We start from the raw sequence: 13,000 nt of genomic DNA, 5'->3' as shown, positions 1-13,000 counted from the left end.
TCCTTTTTATTTTAAGGAGGGGATGTTTGTCGTTTGGCTGAATTTACAGTTGGAATAGAACCGGTAACACCATCTTTTGCTTCATGGGCTTGCCCTGAAACATGGCTGGCTCCCATTTCGGGGCGGCCTTTATCAGCCGCAAAGCCTCTTCGTCCAGTCCGGAGCCCATCTTCTTAATAACACGGGCATCTGTCAGACTGCCATCGCGTTGCACCATAAATTCGACCATGACTTTGCCCTGAATATTGCGTTTGCGGGCCAGGCCGGGGTACTGCTGATTTTTTTCAATCCAGTCGAAAAAAGCCTGGTTGCCGCCCATGGGCTGGGTGGGGCGGTCGGGGGCCACCACGGCGGGGCGGTCGGGATTGGCTGAGGCGGCAATGTCGGCGGCGGAGGTGGTGATGGGCCGCTCCTTGGCCGGCCCGCCGATGGTGACGGTGCTGCCCGGCGACATCACGAACGATACCGGCACCACCACGCGCTGGCGCACCACCTGGTTGCGGTGCTTGGCGGGCGTCCATTTTGGGCCGCTTTTGATGAGGCGTATGGCTTCGGCATCAAGTTCGGGGGCCACGGGCGTTTCGACTTTCACCTCATTCACGGTGCCGGTTTTTTCCACCACAAAGCTCACCTTCACGGTGCCCTGAATGCCTTTTTGCATGGCCGTGGCGGGGTATTTCTGGTGCGCGGCTAGGAACTGGGCGTAGCGCTCGGTGCCACCCAGGGGCACGGCGGGCTGCTGCACCGAGTCGTACACGGCATTGGCCGTGGGCTTGGGTGGCATCTTGCGCTTCTGGGCGTGGGCCGACAGGCTGAAGAAACTAAGGCCGCCAAGCAGCAGGAGCATTGAGGTTTTCATGCGTAGAAAAGGGAGAAGAGGAGGGGTAATGAGAAAAGACGGTTGAACCGCAAAGGCCATAACTGCCAAGATAGTGCTGGCGCGCTCTGCAAAGAACGGCAGCCCGCGCCCCGCGTGGTTTCGCCTTCCCTGTTGCATGATGTACTTTGAAGCGAAATACCTCATACCCCGACACCGAAAAACGGAGCCCCAGCGGGGTCGTACCCGGAGTGCGGTATGTCGGTAGTATCGGTCGCTTTGATAAAACGTCAAATCCCCAGCGGGGTCGTACCCGGAGGGCGGCACTCGTTCGACGAGTGTCGCCCTCCGGGTACGACCCCGCTGGGGATTTGACGTGCCATCTGGGCCGATATTGCTGCCGATACGTTGCCCTCCGGGTACGACCCCGCTGGGGCTGACCATCTTCTCATTCCTCATTAAGCGAAGCGTTATGACTACCGAAAGCCGCGCCCCCGAGCCCGTGGGTGCCTACCCCTACACCCGCCGCGTGGGCAACCTGTTGTTTCTGTCCGGCGTGGGCCCGCGCCAGCGCGGCCAGAAAGCCATTCCCGGAGTGGAAGTGGACGAGGATGGCAACATTCTGCGCTATGACTTTGAGAGCCAGTGTCACGCCGTGTTTCAGAACGTGCGCTACATTCTGGAAGAAGCCGGGGCCGAGTGGGACGATTTGGTGGACGTGACCGTGTTCCTGACCAATATGAGGGACGACTTCCCGACCTATAACCGCCTCTATGCTGAGTACTTCGCCACGGCCCAGCCCTGCCGCACCACCCTCGAAATAAACTGCCTGCCCACGCCCATCGCCATCGAGCTGAAGTGTATTGCCGCGCTGCGGAATTAATCGGGATTTAATGCCAGCGGCGTAACACCCCGGGAAAATTAATAGTTATTGCCCCCTCATGTACGTTCGCAAAAACCTCCGCTGGGAAGTAGTGTGGCAGCTCACACGCCGCAGCCTGCTCATTTTTACCGTTTATAACACGCTGATTTGCCTGCTCTACGGGCCACTCAACGTGCACGTTCTCGATATTCCGTGGCAGCCCGTGGCGCTGCTCGGTACGGCGGTGGCCTTCTACATTGGTTTCAAAAGCAACGGCTCCTACGACCGGTTCTGGGAAGGCCGGCAGTTGTGGGGCAGCATCGTGAACACGAGCCGCGTGTGGGCCATCCGCTCCTTCGATTATGTGCAGGCCATGCCCGACGGCGTGGGCCTCGACCCGCGCTACATCACCGAGCTGCACCGCCGCCTGCTCTACCGCCAGATTGCCTGGTGCAACGCCCTGCGCCTGCACCTGCGCCGCCAGACCGCCGCCCTCTGGGACACCGAAGTAGCCCCGTTCCTGCCCCCGGCCGAAGCCCAGATGGCCAAAATGCTCAGCAACCCGCCCACTCACCTGCTGCGCCGCCAGAGCGTGGAGCTGCGCGAGCTCTATAAGCGCGGCCTGCTCACCGAGTTCCGCCAGGTGGCCATGATGCAGACCATTCAGGACCTGCTAAACGCGCAGGGCGGCTGCGAGCGCATCAAGAATACGCCGTTTCCGCGCCAGTTTGCCTACTTCAGCTTTGTGTTTGTGTGGGTGTTCGCGGCCATTCTGCCGCTGGGTTTGGTGGAGGAGTTTGATAGCCGTCAGGCCCTGGCCAGTACCGCGTCTGGCTGATGGTGCCGTTTTCGGTGCTCGTATCGTGGGTATTTAACGTGATTGAAGCGGCGGGCTACACCAGCGAAAACCCCTTCGAAAATGACATCTACGACGTGCCAATGACGGCCATCTGCCGCAGCATCGAAATCGACCTGCGCGAGCTGCTCGAAGAAACCGAGCTGCCGCCCAAAGTCGAGGCGGTGAATGATGTGATGTATTAGTCTATATGGAGCGGGGGCGGCCGTGGGCCAAAGCCAATGGGCTACACCCGGCGGGGCGTAATTTTGGGGTAATGAAATTTCCATTGACTTTGGCCCACGGCCGCCGCGCCGCGCTGTTGGCTGCGTTGGCCCTTGCGCTGCCCGCATGCCAGGCCGACCAGCAGCGCCTGGCCCGCCTCGAAGCCGGGCAGCAGCAGCAAACCCGCGAGCTGGCCCGCCTGCGCCAGCAGCTGGCCGACAAGGAAGAAGAAGTAGCCGAGCTCGAAACCTGCGTCGACGACCTGGAAAGCGTCGTATATGAAGACGGCGACTCGACGGCCTACGACGAGCCTGAACGCCCGTCGCTGCAGCAGTTGTAGCGCGAAATACCGCGTGCACGCGCCGGCCTGCTAACCCATTTGGTCGTTCTTCGCGTTACTTGCGGTATTACCCGCTCCCGCCGCATGAACCACCAGACGCGCCGCCTCCGATACTTCTTTTCCGGCCAGAATTTTTCCGATGGGGTACGGGTCACGGTGTCCATTCTGTTGCCGGCGGTGCTGCTGGGGCAGTGGGGGCATTTCGAGGCGGGCCTGAGCATCGCGACCGGGGCCGTGTGCGTGAGCGTGACCGACACGCCCGGCCCGGCCGCGCACCGCCGCAACGGCATGCTGGCCGCCCTGGTGCTGGTGGGCCTCACGGCCCTGCTCACGGGCGCGGCCGCCCTCAACGTTTGGACGCTGGCCCTCGAAATCGGGGCGCTGAGTTTCGGGTTGACCATGCTGCTTGTCTGGGGAGCGCGTGCGGGGGCCGTGGGCACCGCTACTTTGCTGAGCGTGGTGCTGCTGCTGGCCCACCCACCTGCCCTGGCCGCCGCGCCGGCCCACGCGGGCCTGCTGCTGCTGGGCGGCATCTGGTACGCGGGGCTGGCCCTGGTGGCCTACCAGGTGCGGCCCTACCGCCCGGCCCAACAGGCGCTGGGTGAGTGTATTCACGCCCTGGCGCGGTTTCTGGACCTCAAAGCCAAGTTCTACAACCCCGCCACGGCCCTGGAGGAGGACTACCGCCAGCTGGTGGCCCAGCAAGTGGTGGTGAATGAAAAGCAGGAAGCCGTGCGCGACCTCATCTTCCGCACCCGCCAGATTGTGAATGAAACCACCAGCACCGGCCGTCGCCTGGTGCTCACCTTCGTGGAAACGGTGGACCTGTACGAGCGCATCACGGTGGGGTATTACGACTACTCGGCCGTGCGCGAAGCATTTGGCCACACCGGCGTGCTGGAAGACGTGGCCCGGCTCATCCGGCACGTCGCCACCGAATTGGACCACCTCGGCGTGGCCATCCAGACCAACCACGCGCACCCCGGTACCGGCCCCGTGCTCACGGCCGAGTGGGACCGCCTGCAGGCCCGCATCAGTGCCCTCGACACCGATGCGGATTCCGGTGCCAATGCGCTGGTATTGAAGAAAATACTGGTGAACCTGCGCGACATCATCCAGCGCGTGGGCAACATCCGTCGCTATTTTGATGAGGCCCTTTCGGCCGCCGCGCCTGCCGCCAGCCGTGCCGCCGACCATACCCAGTTTGTGGCTCGCCAGGAAATCGAGCTGCGCGCCCTGAGCCAGAATTTTACCATGAAATCGGCCGTGTTCCGCCACGCCGTGCGCATGACCGTGGCCTGCCTGGTGGCCTATGCCGTGGCCGAAACCCTGTGGCACGGCCAGCACAACTACTGGATTCTGATGACGGTGACCATCATGCTCAAGCCCGGGTTCAGCCTCACGCGGCAGCGCAATACCGAGCGCATCATCGGCACGCTGGCGGGCGGGGCGCTGGGTGGCCTCGTGCTGTGGGCCGTGCCGTGGCCCGAGGCCCGGTTTGCCGTGCTGGTGGTGTTTATGGTGGTGGCCTACAGCTTTCAGCGCACCGTGTACCTGGTTACGGTGGTGTTTCTGACGGCTTATCTGCTCATCATGTTCCGGTTTCTGGGGCTGAGCTACCTGGGCGTGGCGCAGGAGCGCATCACCGATACGCTCATGGGCTGCGCCATTGCGTTTTCGGCGGGTTACTTGCTGTTTCCCAGCTGGGAATCGGAGCAATTGACCGACTACATGGCCGCCGCCCTGCGCGCCAACCTCGCCTACTTGCGCCAGCTGGCCGACCGCCTCGCCGGCCGCCCCCTCACGCCCAACGACTACCGCTTGCTGCGCAAAAACGTGTACGTGAGCGGGGCCAACCTCGCGGCGGCATTCCAGCGCATGCTCACCGAGCCCAAAAGCAAGCAGCACCGCCCCACCGAAACCCACGAATTCGTGGTGCTGAACCACATTCTCTCCTCCAACATCGCGGCCCTCACCGGCACCCTGCGCGAGGCCGCGCCCGCCGTGCCGCCCTTCCCGCCCGACAGCCGCCGCGTCCTCACCAGCGCCGTGGCGGCCCTCAGCAAAAGCCTGGCTCGCATTGCGCCCGCCACCGCCGCGCCCGTTGAGGAGCTGGCTGCTCCCGAGCCCAATATCTCCGTCGAAGCCGCCGACGACAAGCTGCTGCTGGAGCAGCTCACGTTTCTGCAAAAAGTAAGCGGAGATATCGGCAAAGTGACGGAGGTTTTGGCGGGGTAGGGGCGAAGCGGTGCTTCGCCCCTGGGTGCACGGAATCGTTGTCTTGGCGCGAACGACGGGCGAAGCACCGCTTCGCCCCTACAGTAATTCAGCACGGTAGGCGCACTATTACCCGCGTGCCCACCTTTGGCACCTCAATGCTCACGCTGCCGCCCAGGTAGGCCGCCCGGGTGCGCACCCCGCGCAGGCCAATGCCCGTCAGTGGCGTGTCTTCGCCCCGGCCGAAGCCGCGGCCGTCGTCGGCCACGCACAGCTCCAGGGCGGTGGGGAGGCGGTGTAGGTGCACGTGCACCTGACGGGCCTGGGCGTGGCGCACGGCGTTGTTCACCAGCTCGGCCATGATGCGGAAGGCGGCCGACTGCACGGCCGGCGGCAGCTCGTTGAGGCCGGGGCCGAAATCGGTGTGTACCTGCGGCGTGCCGTGCAGGTTGAGCATGTCGCGCAGCGTGGTGATGGAGGTGGTGAGGCGGTTGGTAACCGATTCGGCCGGCAGCAGGACGTGGCTGATTTGCCGCACCTGGTTGTAGAGCTCGCGCAGCATATCCTCGTTGAGCTGGCCCACGGCAGCGGCGGCGGGGGCCGAAGCCAGGGCGGCGCGCATGGCCTCGCTTTGCCAGGCCATGTGCAGGGCGGCGATGTTGGGACCCAGGGCGTCGTGCAACTCGCGGGCCAACTGCTCGCGCTCATCGTCCTGCGCCGCGATGAGGCGGGCGCTGTGTACGTCGCGCTCGCGCTGGCGCAGGTGCTGCACGCGCAGCCGGGCATTGTGGCGTAGCGTATGCCGGAAGCGGCCAGTGAGCAGGGCGCTCAGTATCAGCAGCTCCAGCATGAGGCCCCAAGCCAGGGTATTGGGGTAGATGGGGTTGAAGCTGTTGAGGCCCAGATGATTGAGCCAGAAGATGCCGTAGCCCACAAAGAAGAAGAAGAAGGTGAGGGCGTAGTATGCCGCCAGCCGCCGCCAGCCGCCGCCAGCGCCGGTGCCGCAGCAGGGCCAGCAGCACCGTCCAGCCGTAGCCGAACACCAGCACCATCAGTACCTCGCGCACCCCGTTCAGCACTTCCACGGTGGGTAGGCTGTGGCGCACCGCCCATGGAAACAGCCCGGCGTAGCCCGCCACAAACCCTACCACCACGCCCGCCAGCCAGTTGCCGGCCCGGTGCAGGCGCGGCCAGCTGGCCCGCAGCCGCAAAAACAGCTGCATGATGCGAATACCCGCCGCTGCCGCCAGCAGCATAAAATTATACTGCCCCACCGACCACAGCAGCCGGTACGGTCCGGCCGGGAGCAGCAGGGCATCCAGCCCGTCTTCCATCATCAGAAACAGCGTCACACCCACCATGTAGGCCACGTACCAGAGGTGAATACGGTCGCGCAGAAACGCAAAAAGCACCAGGTTGAATAAGGCACAAGCTTTAGTAAAAGCCCAGCAACCACACTCAGTGCCGCTCAAACGGAAAGCCCATTTCCCAAGCCAGGAAATATTCGGTGGTTTCGATGTGGGTGGGCAGGTAGATGCTGTCCGTGTGGGCATCCACGCGCAGGTAGAGCACGACCGCCTCGCCGGGGTCCAGCGCAAATGGGAAGCTGAGCGACCGCGCCGGGCGGGTAAACTTCGCCTTGCCCGCCCGCCGGCAATACAGCGCCGCACTGTTGGTGAAGTTGAAAATGCTCCACAGGAAGCGCAGGCGCAGGGGCTCGGTGTTGCGCACGGGCAAGCGCATCCACACGCGGCGGTGCATCAGGCCCAGGTTGAGCGGCTTGTGCCAGGGGCCGGGCCGGAACCGGCCGGCGCGCCACGCGGCCTCGGTCCGCTCGGGGTCGGGCGCGGGGCCCGAAGGGCTCAGTATAGTAGTGGTAGGCTTCCGAGAGGTGCGCGCCCTTGGGGTCTTTCAGCAGCAGCCGTGTCGCGCGGGGCCTGGGGCGGTGCGTCCTGGGCCGCCCCAGGCTGCCAGCAGCTCAGTATCAGTACCAAGAATAGACAAAACCGCATAGGCCGATGCTAACAGGCTGCTGAATCGGCAAATAACAATTAATTCATTTAATATTCATTTATTTAAAAAGAAAAAATCCGGCTGATTCGGCTTAGTTCTGTGCCCGCGCTGGGTGCAGCGTTTGCGAAAGCCGTTGCAGCTTCTCTTCCAGCTCCTGGGCGGCCAGCGCGCACACGGCTTCAATTTTGGAGAACAGGGCGTGCACCTGGACCACGATTTCGGTGCTGTCGGCTGCGGCTTCGGGGGCAATCAGGACGGCGGCCAGGGCTTGCAGGTCTTTGGCGTGGTCCTCAAATTCCTGGTTGATGCCAATGGTGGCGAAGGTGGGAATGATGGAATGCGTGGCCGATTTCAGGGCTTGCCACTGCTGCTGCTCAATGGCGTTTTTCATGGTTTGCACCAGCTGCGGAATCTCCTGCAGATATAGGTAAATCATCTCGGCCATGCGCGCGTCGCTCTTGGTGATGCGGCGCAGGTAGTCGAAGTTGACGCAGGTGAGTGGGGGCTGCAGCGCGGCCTCGGGCGGGTGGCCCGGCGCGGCGGCGGGCTTGCTGTAGCCCGAGCTTTTCAGGTACTTGATGATTTTGCTGTAGAGCAGCTTATCGTCGATGGGCTTCGAGATGTAGTCGTTCATGCCCACAGCCTTGCATTTTTCCACATCCACGGTGGTCACGTCAGCGGTGAGGGCGATGATGGGCACCTTGAGCTTCAGCTCCTTGCGGATGTATTCGGTGGCGTCGAAGCCATTCATGACGGGCATTTGCAGGTCCATCAGCACGATGTCGAAGGGCGTAGTTCTCAGTTTTTCGATGGCAATCTGCCCGTTGCCGGCCACTTCCATCTCAAAGCCAAAATCCTCCAACAAGGTCTTCATCAGCAGCTGGTTGAGGGCAATATCTTCCACTACCAGTATTTTAACGTCCTTAAAGCCGGCTTCCAGCTCGATGTTCAGGCCGGTTTCTATTTCGGCCTTTTCCAGCGTTTTCGTAAAGCTCAGAATGAAGCTGAACGTGGAGCCCTTGCCCACTTTGCTCCGCACGCTGATGGTGCCCCCCTGCGGCTCCACCAGGTTTTTCACAATGGCTAGGCCCAGGCCCGTGCCGCCGTACAGGCGGCTGGTGCCGCTGGTGGCCTGCTGAAAATTGTCGAACACTGTGCCCAGCTTGGCCTGCTCGATGCCGATGCCGGTATCCGTCACGGCAAACTCCAGGATAACCTTTTCCGCATCCTGCACCAGCATCCGCACGCCCACCGTGATGCTGCCTTCGCTGGTAAATTTCACGGCATTGCTCACCAGGTTCAGAATAATCTGGTGCAGGCGCACGGGGTCGCCCACCAGCACTTCCGGGATTTTCTCGTCGTATTCCATCACCAGCTCCAGATTTTTCTCCTGAATCTTGGTTTCGAACAAGTGCACCATGGCCGACACCGAAGCCGAGAGCTTGAACGGTATCTGCTCGAAGGTCATCCGGCCGGCATCCACCTTGGCCAGGTCCAGAATGTCGTTGATGAGCACAATCAGCGTGTCGCCGCTTATCTTGATGGCCGTCAGGTATTCGCGCTGCTTGTCGGTGAGCTCCGTTTTCAGCACCACCTTCGTGAAGCCGATGATGGCATTCATGGGCGTGCGAATTTCGTGGCTCATGTTGCTGAGGAACTGCTGCTTGGCTTTCACGGCATCCTCGGCCGTCTGGGTGGCGCTTTCGGCTTTGGCCTGGGCTTCCTCGGCCAGCACGGTGGCGCGCTCGGCCGCAATTTTGGCCTCCGTCAGCTCGGTGGCAATGCGCTTCTGGTCGGTCACGTCGCGGGCCACAATCACCACGCCCAGCACCAGCCCTTCGTCGTTCTTATACACCGAGCCGTTGAACAGCACGTCGGTCAGCTTGCCGTCTTTGTGCCGCAGCGTGAGCGGCGAATCGGCCACGGTGCCCTCGGCAAACACCTTCTGGTATACCTCGCGGGCCATTTGCGGCTCCGTGAAATAGGCAAAGAAATCGGACCCAATCAGCTGCTCGCGCTCAATGCCCGTGATGTACACCGTGGCCAGGTTCGTGTCCGTAATCTTGCCCTCCGGGCTGATGGTGACCAGCGGGTCGCGGCTGGCCTCAATCAGGCTGCGGGCGTAGTTGGCAATGCGCAGCTCGGCCGCCCGCTTCACCTTCTCATCGTTCTGGAAGGCCAGCTCCTTGTTGGCAATCACCAGCTCCTGCGCCCGCTTTTCCTTCTCGTCATTCTGAAACGCCAGCTCAATGTTGGCAATGCCCAGTTCGGCGGCACGCTTCTCCTTCTCGTCGTTCTGAAACGCCAGCTCGGTGTTGGCGATGATGAGCTCCTGCGCCCGCTTCTCCTTCTCGTCGTTCTGAAAGGCCAGCTCGGTGTTGGCCACGCTCAATTCCTGCGCCCGCTTTTCCTTCTCGTCGTTCTGGAAAGCCAGCTCGGTATTGGCCACGCTCAGCTCCTGGGCGCGCTTTTCCTTCTCGTCATTCTGAAACGCCAGCTCCGTGTTGGCGATGCTCAGCTCCTGCGCCCGCTTCTCCTTCTCGTCGTTCTGAAACGCCAGCTCGGTGTTGGCTACGCTCAGTTCCTGGGCCCGCTTTTCCTTCTCGTCGTTCTGGAAAGCCAACTCTTCGTTGGCAATGCTCAGCTCCTGGGCGCGCTTTTCCTTCTCGTCATTCTGAAACGCCAGCTCCGTGTTGGCGATGCTCAGCTCCTGCGCCCGCTTCTCCTTCTCGTCGTTCTGAAACGCCAGCTCTTTGTTGGCAATCACCAGCTCAGCGGCGCGTTTTCCCTTCTCATCGTTCTGGAAAGCCAATTCTTCGTTGGCAATGCTCAGCTCGTCGGCCCAGTTTTTACCGGCCACTTCGCGGGCCACCAGCACGCCGCCCAGCACCAGGCCGTGGTCGTCCTTGTTCACCGTTCCGTCGAACAGCACCTGCGTGGGCGTGCCATTGGCGTGGCGCAGGGTGCAGGCCACGTTGGTGACGGCCCCGGTGGCCAGCACCTGCTGGTACACCTGCTCCAGCGCGGCCGGCTCCGTGAAATAGGTGAAGAAATTGGAGCCCATCAGCGCGTCGCGGTTCACGCCCGTCATCTTGACTGCTGCCTCGTTGGTGTCGGTAATATTGCCCTGCAAGTCGATGGTGACCAATAAATCCTGGCTGGCTTCAATAAGCCGGCGGTAACGCTTTTCGCTTTCCTTCATGGAGTGGTTGAACTGGCCCGGCAGGCAAGTTTTCGCTATTTTTATAATGATGCGGGCGGGCCTGAAATCCGCGGAAAACCGCTGCCGCACCCTAAAAACCAGCATAATGCCGGTGTATACGGCGTGGGGTATAAATAATTGTTTTTCAGAAAAACAACCTGCTTGAAAGGTACCGATTTTTCGCCCGGCAATAGCTGAATGCCTCTTCATCTGCCGTTCCGCCCCGGCCATCGCCTTGATGGCTATCTGGTTTGAGCCAACGGATAAAATGCGTGCCCGCGCCGAAAGCCGCCCGCCCCCAAGTCCCAACGCCAGAAAGTCCATCCGGACGACCGGATGGGTTTTCTAAAAACGATTGAGCCAACTTACTTGCCCGCCTGCCCGCCGGGCTTCAGCGTGCGGCCCAGCCACTCAAAAAACACCCGCTGCCAGAGCACCGAGTTTTGCGGCTTCGTCACCCAGTGCCCCTCGTTGGGCAGGTACAGAAACCGGCTCGGAATACCGCGCAGCTGCGCCGTGCCGAAGGCCTCCATCGCCTGCCCCTCGGGCACCCGAAAATCCTTGCCGCCCTGGATGACCAGAATGGGCGTATCCCAGTTTTTGACGAACATCTGGGGGTTGAATTCCTGGTAGGATTTGCTGGGCGTGGCGTCCCAGGGCGCGCCGCCCATGTCGTGCTTGGCGAAAAACATTTCCTCGGTGCTGGGGTACCAGCTGGTGAGGTTGTAGAGGCCGTCGTGCGAAATAAAGGTTTTGAAGCGGCCTTCGTGGTGGCCGGCCATGTAATACACCGCGAAACCACCGTAGCTGGCACCCACGCAGCCGCGGCGGTCCTTGTCCACAAACGGCTCCTTGCTGATGGCATCAATCGCCGAGAAATAGTCGCGGATAGCTTGGCCGCCCCAGTCGCCCGAAATAGCGTCGTTCCACTCGCGCCCGAAGCCGGGCAGGCCGCGCCGGTTGGGCGCCACCACGATGTAGCCATTGGCCGCCATCAGCTGGAAATTCCAGCGGTAGCTCTGGCTCTGGGTGATGGGGGCCTGCGGCCCGCCCTGGCAGTAGAGCAGGGTGGGGTACTTTTTGGCCGGGTCGAAATCGGGCGGGTAAATCACATACACCTGCATCTGCTTGCCGTCGGTGGTGGTCACGCGGCGGTCCTCCACCTTGCCGAATTTGATGCCCGCCAGCTCCTGCTGGTTAATGGTGGTAAGTGGCGTTTCCTTGCCCGTTTTCAAATCCAGCCGCACGATGTCGGCGAAGGCCGAAAGGGTGGTGCGGTTGGCCACGGCCTGGTCCCGGCCCACCAGCTCAAACGCGTTGTAATTCTGCGCGCCGGTGGTGAGCTGACGGATTTTGCCGCCTTTGCCGGGCACCGCAAACAGCTGCTCCGCGCCCGTCACCACGGCCAGGAAGTAGAGGGTTTTACCGTCGGCGCTCCAGCGTACGTTGCCCGCGCTCAGCTCCGAGCCTTTGGTGATGTCAACGCGCTTTTTGCTGGCGAAATCATACACCACAATGCCGTTGCGGTCGCTCTCGAAGCCGGGCGTGGCCATACTCAGCCAGGCCACCTGCTTGCCATCGGGCGAGAAGCTGGGCTCGGTGTCGTAGCCACCCAGGCCCTCGCTCAGGTTCACGGTTTGCTGGTTGTGAATATCGTAGAGGTAAATGTCGGCGTTGGTGCTCTCGGCCTCGGCCTTGCCAGTCAGCTTGCGGCTGGTGTAGGCAATGCGGTAGCCATCGGGCGAAAAGGCCAGTTGCTCAGAGCCGCCGTCGGGCATCAGCGGCGAGTCGAATTTCTCGCCGGGCATCAGGTCCTTGCCGTAGCCTTCGGGCTTGCCGTCACCGTTCAGGGGCTGGAAGAAAACGTGGCTGGCGAGGTGGTCGTCCCACACGTTCCAGTGGCGGTAGTTCAGGTCGTCGATGATTTTGGCATCGGCCTTGGGCAGGTCCGGAAACATATCCAGCGTGGTCGGGCTCGATTTCACGTCCTGCGTGTAGAGGATGAAATTGGCCTTCGGCGCGTATTTCAGGTTGCTCAGGCCCTGGTCGGGGAAGTCGCTGAGCTTCTGTTTGCCGCTGCCATTGGCACTCATCACGTAGAGCTGGTCGGTGCTGCCTTCGCCCGAAAGGAAGGTCAGCTTGCCATCGGGCCGCCAGTTCAGGGTGTTTTCCGAGCCGGGCGTGTCGGTGAGTCTCTTCGGCGTGCCACCGGCCACGGGCACGGTCCAGATGTCGGCGTTGCCCTTGTTCTCGGCCAGGTTGTATTTGGTCACGGTGTAAGCCACCGTTTTGCCATCGGGCGATACCTGCATTTCGCCCAGTCGGCCCAACTGCCAGAGCTTTTCGGGCGTGAGCACGGCGGATGGGGGAGGGGTTTGGGCGGCCGCCGCGAGTGGGAGCAAGGCCAGCGCGCCAAGAAAGAGCTTGTTCATGCCCGAAAATTACAGCCTCCGGCTGGATGGCGCGTGAAAGCGCTGAGCGAGGTAATG

11 protein-coding genes and 1 pseudogene are annotated in these 13,000 nt (G+C 62.0%); 6 read left to right on the top strand and 6 right to left on the bottom strand.

The window, feature by feature from the left end; all coding sequences use genetic code 11:
- Window positions 1-43: 43 nt before the first annotated feature.
- Window positions 44-859, bottom strand: a complete 816-nt coding sequence (locus KQ659_RS16985) for an energy transducer TonB (RefSeq protein ID WP_216688154.1) — start codon at window positions 857-859, stop codon at window positions 44-46.
- Between the two features lie 430 nt (window positions 860-1,289).
- On the opposite strand from KQ659_RS16985, the gene KQ659_RS16980 reads away from it, so the two are divergent.
- From KQ659_RS16980 to KQ659_RS16960, 5 genes are all read left to right on the top strand, one after another.
- The gene (locus KQ659_RS16980) at window positions 1,290-1,700 is read left to right on the top strand and encodes a RidA family protein (RefSeq protein WP_216679977.1); all 411 of its coding nucleotides are present in this window, start codon (window positions 1,290-1,292) and stop codon (window positions 1,698-1,700) included.
- A 58-nt stretch (window positions 1,701-1,758) separates the two neighbouring features.
- Window positions 1,759-2,517, top strand: coding sequence for a bestrophin family protein (locus KQ659_RS16975; protein ID WP_216688155.1), 759 nt, complete (start codon window positions 1,759-1,761; stop codon window positions 2,515-2,517).
- The gene (locus KQ659_RS16970; protein WP_216688156.1) at window positions 2,517-2,720 is read left to right on the top strand and encodes a bestrophin family protein; all 204 of its coding nucleotides are present in this window, start codon (window positions 2,517-2,519) and stop codon (window positions 2,718-2,720) included. The genes KQ659_RS16975 and KQ659_RS16970 overlap by 1 nt, the downstream gene beginning before the upstream one ends.
- A 71-nt stretch (window positions 2,721-2,791) precedes the next feature.
- Window positions 2,792-3,079 carry a hypothetical protein gene (locus tag KQ659_RS16965; RefSeq protein WP_216686005.1) on the top strand — a complete coding sequence of 96 codons (288 nt, stop codon included), beginning with the start codon at window positions 2,792-2,794 and terminating at the stop codon, window positions 3,077-3,079.
- A gap of 84 nt (window positions 3,080-3,163) precedes the next feature.
- On the top strand, window positions 3,164-5,317 hold the full coding sequence (locus tag KQ659_RS16960) for an FUSC family membrane protein (RefSeq protein WP_216688157.1): 2,154 nt from the start codon (window positions 3,164-3,166) through the stop codon (window positions 5,315-5,317).
- Between the two features lie 88 nt (window positions 5,318-5,405).
- Here the strand turns inward: KQ659_RS16960 and KQ659_RS16955 are convergent, their stop codons facing one another.
- The 4 genes and pseudogenes from KQ659_RS16955 to KQ659_RS16940 form a co-directional block, all read right to left on the bottom strand.
- Window positions 5,406-6,230, bottom strand: a complete 825-nt coding sequence (locus KQ659_RS16955; RefSeq protein WP_226930019.1) for a sensor histidine kinase — start codon at window positions 6,228-6,230, stop codon at window positions 5,406-5,408.
- A 55-nt stretch (window positions 6,231-6,285) separates the two neighbouring features.
- Window positions 6,286-6,849: pseudogene (locus KQ659_RS22165) on the bottom strand (7TM diverse intracellular signaling domain-containing protein); the annotation flags it as partial.
- Window positions 6,755-7,162 carry a 7TMR-DISMED2 domain-containing protein gene (locus tag KQ659_RS16945; RefSeq protein WP_226930133.1) on the bottom strand — a complete coding sequence of 136 codons (408 nt, stop codon included), beginning with the start codon at window positions 7,160-7,162 and terminating at the stop codon, window positions 6,755-6,757. The gene KQ659_RS16945 and the pseudogene KQ659_RS22165, both read right to left, overlap by 95 nt.
- A gap of 238 nt (window positions 7,163-7,400) precedes the next feature.
- On the bottom strand, window positions 7,401-10,511 hold the full coding sequence (locus tag KQ659_RS16940) for a PAS domain S-box protein (protein ID WP_216679982.1): 3,111 nt from the start codon (window positions 10,509-10,511) through the stop codon (window positions 7,401-7,403).
- A 3-nt stretch (window positions 10,512-10,514) separates the two neighbouring features.
- Here KQ659_RS16940 and KQ659_RS21580 point away from each other — a divergent pair, with 3 nt between their 5' ends.
- Entirely contained in the window at window positions 10,515-10,649 is a 135-nt protein-coding gene (locus tag KQ659_RS21580) for a hypothetical protein (RefSeq protein ID WP_262905498.1), read from the top strand.
- Between the two features lie 227 nt (window positions 10,650-10,876).
- Here KQ659_RS21580 and KQ659_RS16935 read toward each other — a convergent pair whose 3' ends face one another.
- Window positions 10,877-12,943, bottom strand: a complete 2,067-nt coding sequence (locus KQ659_RS16935; protein ID WP_216688160.1) for a S9 family peptidase — start codon at window positions 12,941-12,943, stop codon at window positions 10,877-10,879.
- Between the last annotated feature and the right edge of the window lie 57 nt (window positions 12,944-13,000).

The organism is Hymenobacter siberiensis (assembly GCF_018967865.2).
Taxonomy (GTDB): Bacteria; Bacteroidota; Bacteroidia; order Cytophagales; family Hymenobacteraceae; genus Hymenobacter; species Hymenobacter siberiensis.
The sequence above is the reverse complement of the archived record's forward strand: the minus strand, read 5'-3'. Positions and strand labels throughout refer to the sequence as shown.